This window comes from Bradyrhizobium sp. NAS80.1, from assembly GCF_001908205.1.
In the GTDB taxonomy this organism is placed as follows: Bacteria; Pseudomonadota; Alphaproteobacteria; order Rhizobiales; family Xanthobacteraceae; genus Bradyrhizobium.
This window is the reverse complement of the sequence record NZ_LGHL01000146.1, coordinates 1-14,612: the sequence shown is the minus strand read 5'-3', so window position 1 is coordinate 14,612 and position 14,612 is coordinate 1. Positions and strand designations below refer to the sequence as shown.

Here is a 14,612-nt window from a genome sequence, read left to right as displayed (position 1 = left end):
GCACACGGGTAATGCTATACGGTTTGCGCTGAGAGAGCCAAAACTGTTCGTGATGGGGACTGGAAGATGACGACGATCGCCTCGGATGCGCGCGTGGGGGCGCCGCGGACCTATCCGCCGCGCTCCGCCGTCGTCAGCTGGATCTTCTTCGACTGGGCCGCACAGCCCTATTTCACGCTGATCACGACCTTCGTGTTCGCACCCTATTTCGCCACCAGCATCGCGCCAGATCCCGCCACCGGCCAATCGCTGTGGGGCTTTGCGATGGCGGCTGCGGGCCTCGCGATCGCGCTGATGTCGCCGGTGTTAGGGGCCATCGCGGATGCTGCCGGCCGCAGGAAACCCTGGATCGCCGGCTTCGGCGCGCTGCTGGTGGTTGCGTCCTGCACGCTGTGGATCGGCAAGCCCGGCGATCACGCCATCATTCCCCCGCTGCTCATCGCGGTCGCGCTCGCCAGCGTCGGCGCGGAATTCGCCACGGTCTTCAACAACGCGATGATGCCGACCCTGGTGCCGCCGGAGCGGATCGGCCGTCTCTCCGGCACCGGCTGGGCCACCGGCTACATCGGCGGCATCGTCAGCCTGATCGTCGTGCTCGGCTTCCTCGCCGCCAATCCGGAGACCGGCCGCACGCTGCTCGGCTTCAAGCCGCTGTTCGGGCTCGATCCCGCAACTCACCAGGGCGACCGGGCCGCTGGGCCCTTGACCGGGCTGTGGTTCATCATCTTCGTGACGCCGATGTTTCTGTTCACGCCGGACTATCCGGCGCGGCGTCCGGTGCGCCGGGCGCTGCGCGAAGGTCTGTACGGGCTGAGGCAGTCGCTCAAGGATTTGCCGAAGCGCAAATCGCTCGCGGCGTTTCTGCTTGCCAACATGATCTACACCGATGGCCTGGTCTCGCTGTTTGCCTTCGGCGGCATCTATGCCGCGGGCACCTTTGGCTGGCACACGATCCAGATCGGTATGTTTGGAATCATCCTGGCGATCGCGGGTACCTTCGGCGCATGGCTCGGCGGCAAGCTCGACGATCTCCTGGGACCGAAGCGCGTCATTGCCGGCAGCATGCTGATCCTGCTGCTGGCGCTCGCCGCGATCCTGCTGGTCGACAAGGATTCGATCTTCTTCATCAAGGTCGCGCCGCCCGAGCCGGGTGGCCCGCTGTTCGGTGCCGCCGCGGAGCGCGCCTATCTCGTACTGGGCTGTCTCATCGGCGCCGCCGGTGGTCCGCTCCAGGCCGCCTCGCGCTCGCTTCTGATCCGTCTCGCACCGAAGGATCGCATCGCGCAGTACTTCGGGCTGTTTGCGTTGACGGGGAAAGTAACCTCCTTCATCGGCCCGCTCCTGATCGGCATGATCACAGCGGTCACGGCGAGCCAGAAGGCCGGCATGGCCGTGCTGGTGGTGTTCTTCGTCGCAGGGTTGGGGCTGCTGATGCGCGTGAAGGATTAGCATCCTCACCGTCATTTCCGGGGCATCGCTACGCGCGCCCCGGAACGACAGCGAAATCAGTGCCTGAAGTGGCGCGTTCCCGTGAACACCATGGCGATGCCGTGCTCGTCGGCGGCCTTGATCACCTCATCGTCGCGCATGGAGCCGCCGGGCTGAACCACGGCGGTGGCGCCGGCTTCGATGCAGGCGAGCATGCCGTCGGCAAATGGGAAGAACGCATCCGATGCCACGACCGAGCCCTTGGTCAGCGGCTCGGCGAGCTTCAGCTCATTGGCTGCATCCTGCGCCTTGCGCGCAGCGATCCGCGCTGAGTCCACGCGGCTCATCTGGCCCGCGCCAATGCCGACGGTGGCGAGATCCTTGGCGTAGATGATGGTGTTGGACTTGACGTGCTTTGCCACACGGAACGCGAACTTCAGGTCGCGCATTTCGGCATCGGTCGGCGCGCGCTTGGTCACGACCTTGAAGGTCATGTCGTCGACCACGGCGTTGTCGCGGCTCTGCACGAGGAGACCACCGGCGACCGTCTTGACGGTCAGGCCGGGCGCGCGCGGGTCGGGCAGGCTGCCGGCGAGCAGCAGGCGGAGATTCTTGCGGGCGCCGATGATGGCGATCGCTTCCTCGCTGGCGTCGGGTGCGATGATCACCTCGGTGAAGATCTTGGTGATCTCGCGCGCGGTGTCCGCATCGAGCGCACGGTTCATCGCGATGATGCCGCCGAATGCCGAGGTGGAATCGCAGGCGAGCGCCTTGCGATAGGCGCTGACGAGGTCAGAGCCTTCGGCGACGCCGCAGGGATTGGCATGCTTGACGATGACGCAGGCCGCGGTGCGCTTGGCGTCGAACTCGCCGATGCACTCATAGGCCGCATCGGTGTCGTTGATGTTGTTGTAGGAGAGCTCCTTGCCCTGCAACTGCCGTGCGGTGGAGACGCCGGGGCGCTTGTCCGGCGTGGCATAGAACGCTGCGGTCTGGTGCGGGTTCTCGCCATAGCGCAGCGACTGGATCAGTCTGCCGCCGAAGGCGCGGAAATCGGGAGCCTCGATCTCGAGCTGGCGGTTGAACCAGTTCGAGATCGCGGCGTCATAGGCCGCGGTGCGCGCGTAGGCCTTGGCGGCAAGGCGCCGACGCAGCTTCAGTGTGGTCGCGCCGTTGTTGGCGGCGAGCTCGTCGAGCACGGCCTGATAGTCCTGCGCCTCGACCACGACGGCGACGTCGTCATGGTTCTTCGCGGCGGCGCGGATCATCGCGGGGCCGCCAATGTCGATGTTCTCGATGCAATCCTCGAAGCCCGCTCCTTTGTCGACGGTCGCCTCGAACGGATAGAGATTGACGGCGAGGAGGTCGATCGGTGCGATCCCATGCGTCTTCATCGCTTCCGCGTGCTCCTTGTTGTCACGGATCGCGAGCAGGCCGCCATGCACCTTCGGATGCAGCGTCTTGACTCGGCCGTCCATCATCTCGGGGAAGCCGGTCAGCTCGGAGACATCTCTCACCTTGAGGCCCGCCGCGGCGATCGCCTTGGCAGTGCCGCCGGTCGAGACCAGTTCGACGCCATGGGCGGCAAGCGCCTTTGCGAATTCGATCAGGCCGGTCTTGTCGGAAACGGAAAGCAGGGCGCGGGTGACGCGGCGGGGATGGTCAGTCATGAGCAAGATCCTCTGTTGAAGGGAGTACCTATGCCCAGGCGCGCGGCAGCTGTGTCCCGCGCTTCCCGATGGTGCTCCATCCAAGGTCGCCAGTTGCGCGGGCGCGCGTTGGTTAGCAGCTTTCGCCGCCCTTCACAACGACCAGATGGGGCCAGATCGCGCGCGCTTACAGCGGGAGTTCCGGCTCCCGCCGCGCGTTGCGGCGGGCATTGGTGACCGTCGGCGAGGCGGTGGAGCGGACAAAACTCCAGCGGATAGAGGGGGCCTGGCGGGCGTCCTGGCGGATCACGATCTGGGCGGTGCGGCGGGGGCCGTCATTGCCGGCCAGGAACACGCTGTCCTCGAGATCGACCTTGTCGTCGAGCGCCTCGAAAGTCCAGACGTCGCGGTTAGGCAGCACCAGCATGACGCCGTGTGCGTCCGACAGCCTGCTCGCCTTGACCGCCGGATGCAGGTGGAAGCGCAGCGCGAAATCGGCGTCAGCGCCCTTGAAACGTCCGCCCTGTCTCGGCGACAGCGTGTCCTCGCCGTCGATGCGCGCGCCGTCATTGGCAATCATCAGCAAGCGGCGATGGATCGCGCCGAATTTGGCGAGATAGCCGTCATGCGACGTCGTGAGCAGCGTGCCGTTCTGCACGACCTCACGATAGCTCTCGACCTCGACGGGACCGGTGGTGACAGGTGCGCCGTGCAGGAGCCGCTTCATCGCCGACATCTCAACAAACTGGCATGACGACGTGTCGTGATAGGTCAGCGTCGAATGCGCCGCCGTGCCGCGCGCGAACGGTCGCCAGTTGTCGCGGCCCGTGGTCGGCATGCCGCAATTGGTGACGATGCGGCTGATGCCGGAGGACAGTTCGAACGACAGGCAGCCGGCATGAGCGTCGTGGCTGACGCTGGCCGGCGGTGGTGGGCCGGTGTCGATGATCAGCGTGGTCTGGCCGGCATCAAGGCGCTGGAAGCCGGTATGAGGCATGTTCGCCATCGGCACGCCGTGGGTGTCGTCATAGGCGAGCAACGTGGCAAGTTGGTCCGAAGGCGTCGCGCTCATGCCGTTGAACAGCGCGAAATTGCCGTCGCCGTGACGGAAGAAGCGCAGCATCGGCATCATGCGGTCGATCGCGTTGAGCAGCGCGGGCGGCGGCGCGATGTTGCGCGCGGCAAAGGTCTGCCGCAGCGGCAACAGGTCGATCAGGAGTTCGATCAGCGCGCCCGGATTGCGGGAGATGTGTCCGCCGTCGGGCAGGATCTGCCGCTGCAATTCGTCCGAGAGCTTTTTCGATGCGCTGCGGATGTGACTTGCCTGGTTGGCGAGGCACAGCGCGGCGTAGCACAGCGCGATCAGCACCTGCAGCTTCGGCACCCCGTCGGGAATGTCGAGCATGGTGTAGCGCAGGAAGCGGATCTCGCGCGCCAGCGCGCGCAGATAGCGGCGATAGAACTTGTTGTCGGTGTCGTTGAGCACCAGCGGCGCCTGCGACAGCAACGAGATCACGCGGCGCGCCAGCACGTCGGCGCGGCGCGCGACGGGTCGGCGCTTGTTGGCGGGGTTGGAGATCCAATCCTCGACCAGCGCGCGCGCATTGGCCCGCGTCAGCGCGGTATCGGCGGCGCGCAAGTGGCGCAGCCAGCCGAAGCCGAGCAGCGCGACCTCCCAATCCTCCGACGGCGGCTCAAGATCGAAGATCGAGCGGCCATGGCAATTGACGATCTTGCCGGCGAAGACAAAGCGGCCGGCATAGATTTCGGCGGCGCGGGTCGCATCCGCCGTGCGCAGATCATGCGGCGCGATGATCAGCCGGTCGGTGCGGCCGGGCCAGACCCGCGACAGCGCAACGGATCCGCCGCTCGCACGCGACAGCATGTTCCGCGCGAAGCGGTTCATGACCAGCGTCGAGATACGTCTGCGTTGAGCGACCGACACGCCTTGCCTTGAAGGGGGAGAGGATTAACGACGAATCCTTCTTAATCCCAAAATCGGACGTCCGACACCATCTTGAAGGGTCGCGAATCAGCGCCGTCGAAAAAACGGTGCAAAATCAGGATTTAACGAGCCGGGCCGCGTAGAATCCGTCGAGCCCGCCGAGCTTGGGATCGGCGTTCGGCAGATGGCTGGGCAGGGTGCGCAAATCGCCATCGGGGGTGACGATCTCGCTGAGCCCCGACACCTCGGACGCTTCGATCGGCACGCGCCGAAGCGCAGGCTCCGCGGCCAGCAGCGCGGCCACGGCCTGCTCACCCTCCTCGGGTTCCAGCGAACAGGTGCAGTAGACCAGCGTCCCGCCGGGTTTGAGCAGCGACAGTGATTTCCGCAGCAGTCGCTGCTGGAGCGCAGTCAAAGCGGCGATGTCGGACTCCTGGCGCAGCCATGCGACGTCGGGATGGCGGCGGATCGTACCGGTCGAAGTGCAGGGCGCATCGATCAGGATGCCGTCGAAGCCTTCGGCCGGACCGGCCCATTCCACGGCGTCGGCGACCACTGTCTCGGCCTGGAGCGACAGCCGCGCCAGATTCTCGCGCAGGCGTGCCACCCTGGCGGGCGAGCGGTCGATCGCCGTGACATGCGCACCGGCCTGCGCCAGTTGCGCGGTCTTGCCGCCGGGGGCGGCGCAGAGATCGGCAATGGACTTGCCCTTGATGTCGCCGAACAGCCGGGCCGGCAGCGCGGCGGCGGCATCCTGCACCCACCATTGCCCCTCGGCGAAGCCGGGCAGCATGGTCACCGAGCCGTGCAGCAGCATCCGCACCGTGCCGGTCGGCAGCGTCTCGCCATGGAGGCGGCTCGCCCATTGTGCGGCGTCCGACTTCACGGTGAGATCGAGCGACGGTTCGTGGCTAAGTGCGAGTGCCATGTCCCTTGCGGTCGCCTCGCCGTAATGCGCGCTCCAGCGTGCGAGCATCCAGGGCGGCAGGTCCAGCGATTGCGTCGCGACTTCATCCACCAGCGCCTGGCCCTCGCGCGCACAGCGGCGCAGCACGGCGTTGACGAGGCCGGCATAGCGCGCGGCGCGGCGATCGGATTGCACGAGACGAACGGAGAGATCGACCGCGGCGTGATCAGGCACGTCCATCCAGAGAATCTGGGCGGCGCCGATCAACAGCGCGCTCTGCGCGCGCGGCGCGTCGGAGGGAATGCCCTTGTCGAGCAGGCGGGACAACACATGGCCGAGCGTGCCGAGCCGGCGCAGCACCGTCGCGACCAGGCGCCGCATCAGCGCGCGGTCGCGGTCGGCCAGCGTCTTCAGGCCGGGGTGGGCGCCGCCGCCGTCGAGCTGGTCGTCAAGTGTGCGGTGCTTGTGCAGGACGCCGTCGACGATATCGGCGGCAATCCGCCGCGCCGCGAGACCGGGCACTTCGGACGGGGGAACGAAACGTTGAGATGGCATGCGGAAGCAAGGTTCTGAGCGAGCGGCAGTTCCGCCGCAATGGGCGCATGCCTTGAGGAAGGGATATGTGGCACGTGAATATGCCAAATGTAAGAATGGTCTCTCGCGTTTACAGCCCGCAGCGACCATTTCAGCAATGCGTTATTGGACGTCGCGCATCGTCTGATCCTGCGTTAGGAACTGCCACGATGAGTGACCAGCCCTCCATTCCCGATCGCAAGCCGCTATCGCCGGCCGCCCAGCGCGCGCTGGCCGAAGCCGAGGCGCGCCGGCAGGCCGCCGCTGTACACGCCAAGGACGGCACCAAGGCCGCGCCGAAGGAATTGCAGGGACCGAAGGGGCCTGAGCCGACCCGCTACGGCGATTGGGAGCGCAAGGGCATCGCCTCCGACTTTTGAGGTCCGGTTCTCGAGGCGCGCTCTTCTTAATCTTGAGGCGCTCTTGTCTTAAGGTACGCTCCTTAAGGCGCACTTGCCGGTCCAGCCGACTCAGCCCTAGCGCGCGTGGATGCCGCGTTTCGATCCCAGCCATCCATACCGGCCTGCATACAGTGGCTCACCGTTCGGCCGCCGCTTCTCCGGATTGTTGCCGTGGATGTTCGTGGTCGGCGTCGTGATGGCTGTCGTGCTCGCCTTCCGCCATGGGACGAACTGGCCGCATGCGGATGACAGACAATCGCGAGATGCCGCGATCATCCTGCAGCAGTCCGGCAGTTCCGACATGCGTCAACCTGTTGACGTCGTCCGCACCATCGACGGCGACACCTTCCTCGCTCGCGTGCATCAGCGCGACGGGCGCGATCTCGTTGCGCGGGTTCGCCTGCGCGGCATCGATGCACCCAAGATGAAAGCATCCTGCCAGGACGAACTGGACAAGGCCGAAGCCGCCAGCGATGCGCTGCGCAACCTGCTCGGCCAGGGCGGCGTCACGATCTTCAATCTTGGTCAGGACAAATACGGGCGCGTTCTCGCCGACGTCGCGACCAAACGTACCGCCAACGTCTCGGCCGCGCTGCTCGCGGGCGGCTATGCGCGCAGCTACAACGGTGGCCATCGCGACGGCTGGTGCACCAGAGGCTGGCGCTTCTGGTAACGAAAAAGCCGCGTCTTTCGACGCGGCTCTGTTGTCTTGCCTGGTCCCCGGCGATCAGCGCGTCACGACCACCGTCGTGCCGACGGAGACGCGGCTGTAGAGATCGGTGATGTCGTCGTTGAGCATGCGGATGCAGCCATAGGAGACGAAGCCGCCGACCGAGCCCGGTACGTTGGTGCCGTGGATCGCGTATTCGCCGCCGGCCAGCGTCATCGCTGCGACGCCCATCGGGTTGCGCGGCGAGCCGCCCGGGATCACGTCGGGAATGCTCGGCTTGTCGCGCTTCACCTCGGCGGGCGGCGACCAGGCGGGATTGCGATACTTGCCGTCGATGCGGGTGGTGCCGGCCCACTGCTTGCCGGACTTGCCGACGCCGACCGGGTAACGCATGGCGTGGCCGTTATCGAGAATGAGGTAAAGCCGGCGCTCATTGGTTTTGACGACGATGGTGCCCGGCGAATAGTCGGCCAGATGCGTTCCCACCATTTCCGGCCGCGCCTGCGCCGCCGTCGACATCAAGACCCCTGCCCCGATGGTGGCGGCCAGCGCCATAGCAATCTTCATCGACATTAATGTTCCCCCGAACAGATCGTCCAAATTGACGCAAAACCCGGCAATCGCCGGCTCGCCAAGTCCTTGTTGGGGACATTCTGAACCGCGCTCGTTAACCGGATGGTTTCCACGCACGGCCACCGAGGGCCAGCCAGCACGCGGACCAAAGGAAATGTTCGAAATAAAGTAAATGATCTGAAAACAACACTTGGTGGGAAAGATACCGGCGTGCCCACTCGCGCCCTGACAAGTGCGTGAGGGGTGTGAACGGCTGTTATTTGGTGGGGTAGATCGCCTCCGTGTCCCGGACGCGCTGCAGCGCCTTAGCGCTGCTGCGCAGAGCCGGAACCAGTCCTTGATGCGGGACCAATGGCCCCCGGCTCAGCAGCGCACCACTAACGTGCTGCGCTGCGTCCGGGGCACGAGAGCTTGCTTTATACCGACTTCCGATTCTGCCGGTTCTTGACGAGATCGTCGACCACGGCGGGATCGGCCAGGGTCGAGGTATCACCGAGGCTGCCCGGCTCGTCCTCGGCAATCTTGCGCAGGATGCGGCGCATGATCTTGCCGGAGCGGGTCTTGGGCAGGCCCGGCGCGAACTGAATCTGGTCGGGCGAGGCGATCGGGCCGATCTCCTTGCGCACCCAGGTAGTCAGCTCCTTGCGCAGGTCCTCGGTCGGCTCGACGCCGGCCATCAGGGTCACATAGGCGTAGATGCCCTGGCCCTTGATGTCGTGCGGGAAGCCGACGACGGCGGCTTCCGAGACTTTCTCATGCGCGACCAGCGCGCTCTCGACTTCGGCCGTGCCCATACGGTGGCCGGAGACGTTGATGACGTCGTCGACGCGGCCGGTGATCCAGTAATAGCCGTCGGCATCGCGCCGGCAGCCGTCGCCGGTGAAATACTTGCCCTTGTAGGTCGAGAAGTAGGTCTGCTCGAAGCGGGCGTGGTCGCCATAGACCGTGCGCATCTGGCCCGGCCAGGAGCGGGTGAGACAGAGATTGCCTGACGTCTCGCCGTCCAGCACCTTGCCGTCGGCGTCGACGATTTCAGGCACCACGCCGAAGAACGGCTGCGTCGCCGAGCCCGGCTTCAGCTTGGTCGCGCCCGGCAGCGGCGTGATCAAAATGCCGCCGGTCTCGGTCTGCCACCAGGTGTCGACGATCGGGCAGCGGTCGTCGCCGACGACACGGTAATACCACTCCCAGGCTTCCGGATTGATCGGCTCGCCAACCGAGCCGAGCAGGCGGAGCGAAGCACGCGAGGTCTTCTTCACGGGCTCGTCACCCGACTGCATCAGCGCGCGGATCGCGGTCGGCGCGGTGTAGAAGGTGTTGACCTTGTGCTTGTCGATGACGTTCCAGAACCGCGAATTATCCGGATAATTCGGCACGCCCTCGAACATCAGCGTCGTCGCGCCGTTGGCGAGCGGCCCGTAGAGAATGTAGCTGTGGCCGGTGACCCAGCCGACGTCCGCGGTGCACCAGTAGATGTCGCCGTCGTGATAATCGAAGACGTATTGATGCGTCATCGCGGCGAACACGAGATAGCCGGCGGAGGTGTGCAGCACGCCCTTGGGCTGGCCGGTCGAGCCCGAGGTATAGAGGATGAACAGCGGATCCTCGGCGTGCATGTGCTCGGCCGGGCATTCCGTCGTCACCATCGCGGCCGCCTCGTGATACCAGAGGTCGCGGGTCGGGTTCATGTCGATCTTGCCGCCGGTGCGCTTGACCACGACGACCCAGTCGACGCCTTCGGTCTTGGCAAGCGCCGCGTCGACATTGGCCTTCAGCGGCACCTTCTTGCCGCCGCGCAGGCCTTCGTCCGCGGTGATGATCACCTTGGATTGGCAGTCGTTGATGCGCTGGGCGAGGCTGTCGGGCGAGAAGCCGGCGAACACCACGGAGTGGATGGCGCCGATCCGCGCGCAGGCCAGCATCGCGTAGGCCGCTTCTGGAATCATCGGAAGGTAGATGGTGACGCGGTCGCCTTTCTTGACGTTGCGGGTGCGCAGGATGTTGGCCATCCGGCAGACCTCGTCGTGGAGCTCCTTGTAGGTGATGTGCTTCGACTGCGAGGGATCGTCGCCTTCCCAGATGATCGCGGTCTGGTTGGCGCGCTTGTGAAGATGCCGGTCGATGCAGTTATGGGCGACGTTGAGGACGCCGTCCTCGAACCATTTGATCGAGATGTTGCCGGGCGCGAAGGAGACGTTCTCGATTTTGGTCGGCGCCTTCATCCAGTCGATGCGCTTGGCCTGCTCCGCCCAGAATGCGTTCGGGTCCGAAATCGAACGAGCGTACATGTCCTTGTACTTGGCCTGGTCGATCCAGGCGCGCTTGGCCCATTCCGCGGGGACGTCGTAGGTCTTCTCGGACATGTTTCCCTCCAGATACGGCAAGCCCAGCACCGATGACTGGCGAGCCGACTTGATCATTGAACCGATTATGCGTTGGGCTAACCGTGCCCGACAAGGAGCACAAGCTGGACCTTCGGCGAGCGGGCCGCCATGTGGAAGATCAACGCCTGATGGTGCGACTGTCGCAGGTCTGAAACAGGTCGAGAGTGGCTTTTGGGGCCTTTTCCCAAGACGAGGAAGAGGCCGCGCAGAGCCCCCATGCACCTGTCGGCGGTATCTAGCAACCGCCCCTCACTGATTCGGGACTCGCAATGCCGTTCGCAACACCCTAAATGGCCAACCCGGGTCCAGAGCGGCCCTTCGGAACATAAATCAGAACAGCGGCATTGACCGATAACGGACAGGGCTAAGGCTTAAGACTATGATGGATCAGCAGAATCTCGGGACGATACGGCCCGCTTCAGCCGATCCTGCCGCTGTCGCACTGGCCAAAGCCCTCGGACAATGGCCGAAAACGGCCACTTCCGGCCGTCCCAGCCCCAAAAAGGTCTTCGACACGGCGCCCACGGCGACAGTCGAGTCGCTCGCCAGGGAGCTGGGCCTGCGGCTTGGCGACCAGAATGAGCTGACCATCCGCCGCATCAGGCGCGGCAAGGGCTATTCCTTCGTCCGTCCCAACGGGGCCCATATCCGCGATGCCCGCACCATCCGCCGGCTGCACGCCATGGCAGTGCCTCCGGCCTATCGCGAGGTGCGTTACTCGGCCGATCCGAGTTCGCATCTCCAGGCGGTGGGGCGAGATGCCGCGGGCCGGCTGCAATACCGCTATCACGCCGATTGGGAGAAGGTCCGCGAGCACCGCAAGGCGCATCGCCTGGAAAAGCTCGTCGGCGCGCTGCCAAAGATCCGGCGCAAGGTCTCGATGTTCCTGTCGGGCGACGAGCCGACGCGTGAATTCGCGCTCTCGGCCGTGATCGAGCTGATCGCGCGCACCGCGATCCGCCCCGGCAACGAATCCTACGCCCGTCTCAACGGCACCCGCGGCGCCACAACGATGCTGAAGTCGAACGTCACGCTCGAAGACGATTCCTTCGTGCTGACCTTCAAGGCGAAGGGCGGCAAGGCGGTGCGGAAAGAATGTGACGCCGCCAAGCTGGTGCGCGCCATCGGCATCCTGCGCAGCGTTCCGGGCAAGCGCATGTTCCAGTATCGCGATGCCTATGGCATCGTGCGCGCGGTCAACACCACGCAGGTGAACGCGTTCTTGCGCGAGATCGCCGGCATCAAGATTTCGCTGAAGGATTTTCGCACGCTGATGGCCTCTGCCGTCGTCGTTGAATCGCTGTCGCGGATTACGCCGGCGACCAGTCAGCGCGGCCGCAAGAAGCAGGTGCTGGATGCGATCCGCGCCGCCGCCGACAAGCTCTCCAACACGCCGGCGATCTGCCGCAAGAGTTACGTCCACGACACCATCGTCACCGCCTTCGAGGACGGCATCCTTGAACGCTTCGCGGCGACCATGAAAGGCCAGCGTTCGCAGGCGAGACGCGAGCAGCTTTTGGCGCAAGTGGTTGCGACCGCGGCGGTTTGACCCGCCGCACCGCTACATTTCGTGTGAAATACCCTTGTCGGGACCGGGATCGCCGCCGGCCGCTACGGTCGTAAGCCGCCCCAGATAGTGCGCCCACCCTCTCGCATGCGCGGCAGCCTGTTCCTCGGTCGGCAGGCCACTGTGCGTCAGGCGCAGCAGCGTGCCGCCGTCGCGCTCGATCAGGTCGATCTCGATCAGGCTCGAGCCGGGTGGCACTTCCTGACCGCCGTCCCAGCCGAACGTATAGGCCAGGCGGTGCACCGGCACGACCTCTCGGAACGCGCCGCGACCGACGCCGCCGCGCGGGCCGATACCCTTCAGCAGGTAGACCCCGCCGGGATGCGGCTCCATGGTCGCGTCCGAGCCCATCCAGCTCAGGATCTTTTCGGGATCGGTCAAATAGGCGAAGACGGTGGCGCGCGGAGCCGGAATCTGGGTCTCGCGTCGCACTACGAGCGGTTCGGTCATTGGCGATCATCCCTGGGTTGACGTTGGGACATGGCGGGACATGGCGGCGCCGCAGCGCCCCGTCAAGGATTGCCCGTGACAAAGACGGCCAGTCTTCGCCATCATCGGGCCATGCAACTCTCCCCGACCCTCGCCTGGCTCGTCGATGCCGCCTCGGATAGTTCCGGAGCCGACCGACTGCTTGCGGAACTTGGCGCGCATCTGGTCGCCGACGGCGTGCCGCTTGCGGGCGGCGCCTTGACGCTGGAGGTGCCGCATCCGCTGATCGCGAAGCGGACCTGGCTCTGGCGTGCAGAGAGCGGCGCGGTGATTGAAGCGCTCGGTTTCGCACCCGGTGGCCTCGCGCCCGATCCGCCGAACGATGCCGGTCGCCGCTGGCTGCGCGGCATCGCGGGCGGCGACGTCCACGAAGACATTGTCGGACGGCAAGATGGGCCGTTGCTCGGCTGGATCGGGCCGCGCCCGTTCACCGCAGATGAGACTGAGCAATTGCGTCAGGCCGCGCGTTTCGCCGCGACGCCCCTCGCCGTGCTCGCCGCGCGCGCCACGTTGCGCGCGACGCTGGATGCCTATCTTGGCAGGCGCAGCGCGGAGCGGGTGCTGGCGGCGCCCTTGCGACGCGATCTCGGCGAGACGATTCAAGCCGCGCTGCTTTATGCGGACCTGCGCAATTTCACGACCCTGTCTGAATCAAATCCGCCCGCCGATGTCATCGCGGCGCTCGACGCCTGGTTCGATCGCATCGCCGGTGCCGTTCATGCCTTCGGCGGCGAGGTGCTGAAATTCATCGGTGACGGCGTGCTGGCGATCTTTCCGGTGCTTGAGGCGTCACCGCGCAGTGCGTGCGATGCCGCTCTGCGTGCGGCAGGCGCCGCCAGGGCCGGCATGGCCCATCTCAACGGCGAGCGCCGGGCCCAGGGCCTGCCGCCACTCGCGTTCGGTGCGGCCCTTCATCTCGGCGAGATACTCTGGGGCAATATCGGCGCCGCCAACCGTCTTGACTTCACGGCGATCGGTCCCGCCGTCAATCTCGCCAGCCGGCTCGAAGGTCTGTGCAAGCAGCTCGGCAAGACCGTGCTGGTGTCGGGCGCGCTAGCCGCTAAGACGGATACCCTTCTGATCGCGCTCGGCTCGCATGCACTCCGTGGCATCGCCGCGCCATGCGAGGTGTTCGCCCTGCCGGAGACGTAAGCCTGATATTGTAGCCCGCATGAGCGATAGCGACATGCGGTTACAGTAACCCCGGATATCGCTGCGCTCATCCGGGCTACAGCAGCTAGGACTAAACCCCGCCCATCTTGCAAACGAGCTTCCACTCCTCGGCCGTCACCGGCTGCACCGACAGGCGCGAATACCTTACCAGCGCCATGTCGGCGAGTTTTCTCTCCGCCTTGATCGCGGCCATCGTCACCGGCGTCTTCAAAGGCTTGTCGGCCTTGATATCGACGCAGACGAATTTTTCGGTCTTGTCGGTCGGGTCGGGATAGGCTTCCTTGATGATCTCCGCGATGCCGACGATCTCCTTGCCCTCGTTGGAATGATAGAAGAACGCCTTGTCGCCCTTCTTCATGTTCACGAGATTCTGGCGCGCAGTGTAATTGCGCACGCCGGTCCAGGCCTCGCCCTTGGCGCCCTTTGCCACCTGCTGGTCCCAGGACCACACCGACGGTTCGGATTTCACCAGCCAGTACGCCATGTTCATTCCTCTGCCTTGAAGGGGCGCGTCAAAAGTCCTGAAATCGCAGCGTCGATCGTGCTCCGGCCGCTCAGGATCGAAGCGACCGCTTCTGATACCGGCATCTCGACGTTTTGCGAAGCTGCGAGCTCGATCAGCACGGGGGGCGGTGAACTCGCCCTCGGCGAGCTTGCCGGCTGGCGGCTGCTCGCCGCGCCCGAGCGCGAGCCCAAGCGCGAAATTGCGCGATTGCGGGCTCGAGCACGTCAGGATCAGATCGCCGAGACCGGACAGGCCCGTGAGCGTCTCGCTGCGCGCGCCGAGTGCGCGGCCGAGGCGCGTCAGCTCGGCAAAGGCGCGGGTCGTGAGCGCGGCCTGGGCGGACGCGCC

12 protein-coding genes, 1 pseudogene and 1 riboswitch are annotated in these 14,612 nt (G+C 65.5%); of the genes and pseudogenes, 5 read left to right on the top strand and 8 right to left on the bottom strand.

Annotated features, from left to right (window positions below):
- Positions 1-66 precede the first annotated feature (66 nt).
- Entirely contained in the window at positions 67-1,449 is a 1,383-nt protein-coding gene (locus AC629_RS30345) for an MFS transporter (RefSeq protein WP_084808513.1), read from the top strand.
- A 56-nt stretch (positions 1,450-1,505) separates the two neighbouring features.
- Here AC629_RS30345 and purH read toward each other — a convergent pair whose 3' ends face one another.
- The 3 genes from purH to AC629_RS30330 form a co-directional block, all read right to left on the bottom strand.
- Positions 1,506-3,098, bottom strand: a complete 1,593-nt coding sequence (gene purH, locus AC629_RS30340; RefSeq protein WP_084808512.1) for a bifunctional phosphoribosylaminoimidazolecarboxamide formyltransferase/IMP cyclohydrolase — start codon at positions 3,096-3,098, stop codon at positions 1,506-1,508.
- Between the two features lie 25 nt (positions 3,099-3,123).
- Positions 3,124-3,205, bottom strand: a riboswitch (ZMP/ZTP riboswitch).
- Positions 3,206-3,264: 59 nt separating this feature from the next.
- Positions 3,265-4,983, bottom strand: coding sequence for a heparinase II/III family protein (locus AC629_RS30335; RefSeq protein ID WP_084808582.1), 1,719 nt, complete (start codon positions 4,981-4,983; stop codon positions 3,265-3,267).
- 154 nt (positions 4,984-5,137) lie between these two features.
- Positions 5,138-6,484: an RsmB/NOP family class I SAM-dependent RNA methyltransferase gene (locus AC629_RS30330; RefSeq protein ID WP_084808510.1), complete on the bottom strand. Its 1,347-nt coding sequence runs from the start codon at positions 6,482-6,484 to the stop codon at positions 5,138-5,140.
- 188 nt (positions 6,485-6,672) lie between these two features.
- On the opposite strand from AC629_RS30330, the gene AC629_RS30325 reads away from it, so the two are divergent.
- Complete coding sequence (locus AC629_RS30325) at positions 6,673-6,882, top strand: DUF1674 domain-containing protein (RefSeq protein ID WP_084808508.1); 210 nt, start codon at positions 6,673-6,675, stop codon at positions 6,880-6,882.
- 109 nt (positions 6,883-6,991) lie between these two features.
- Complete coding sequence (locus AC629_RS30320) at positions 6,992-7,576, top strand: thermonuclease family protein (RefSeq protein WP_084808507.1); 585 nt, start codon at positions 6,992-6,994, stop codon at positions 7,574-7,576.
- A gap of 54 nt (positions 7,577-7,630) precedes the next feature.
- Here AC629_RS30320 and AC629_RS30315 read toward each other — a convergent pair whose 3' ends face one another.
- Both AC629_RS30315 and acs read right to left on the bottom strand, forming a co-directional pair.
- Positions 7,631-8,146 carry a L,D-transpeptidase gene (locus AC629_RS30315; RefSeq protein WP_084808506.1) on the bottom strand — a complete coding sequence of 172 codons (516 nt, stop codon included), beginning with the start codon at positions 8,144-8,146 and terminating at the stop codon, positions 7,631-7,633.
- A 416-nt stretch (positions 8,147-8,562) separates the two neighbouring features.
- Positions 8,563-10,509, bottom strand: a complete 1,947-nt coding sequence (acs, locus tag AC629_RS30310) for an acetate--CoA ligase (RefSeq protein ID WP_084808581.1) — start codon at positions 10,507-10,509, stop codon at positions 8,563-8,565.
- A 400-nt stretch (positions 10,510-10,909) separates the two neighbouring features.
- Here acs and AC629_RS30305 point away from each other — a divergent pair, with 400 nt between their 5' ends.
- Entirely contained in the window at positions 10,910-12,079 is a 1,170-nt protein-coding gene (locus tag AC629_RS30305) for a DNA topoisomerase IB (RefSeq protein WP_084808505.1), read from the top strand.
- A gap of 12 nt (positions 12,080-12,091) precedes the next feature.
- Here the strand turns inward: AC629_RS30305 and AC629_RS30300 are convergent, their stop codons facing one another.
- A complete protein-coding gene (locus AC629_RS30300) occupies positions 12,092-12,547 on the bottom strand; it encodes an SRPBCC family protein (protein ID WP_084808504.1) in 456 nt (151 codons plus the stop codon).
- 111 nt (positions 12,548-12,658) lie between these two features.
- On the opposite strand from AC629_RS30300, the gene AC629_RS30295 reads away from it, so the two are divergent.
- Positions 12,659-13,738 carry an adenylate/guanylate cyclase domain-containing protein gene (locus AC629_RS30295; protein WP_084808503.1) on the top strand — a complete coding sequence of 360 codons (1,080 nt, stop codon included), beginning with the start codon at positions 12,659-12,661 and terminating at the stop codon, positions 13,736-13,738.
- Positions 13,739-13,829: 91 nt separating this feature from the next.
- Here AC629_RS30295 and AC629_RS30290 read toward each other — a convergent pair whose 3' ends face one another.
- A complete protein-coding gene (locus tag AC629_RS30290; RefSeq protein ID WP_084808502.1) occupies positions 13,830-14,243 on the bottom strand; it encodes an EVE domain-containing protein in 414 nt (137 codons plus the stop codon).
- 2 nt (positions 14,244-14,245) lie between these two features.
- Positions 14,246-14,612: pseudogene (locus AC629_RS30285) on the bottom strand (NAD(P)H-dependent glycerol-3-phosphate dehydrogenase); the annotation flags it as partial.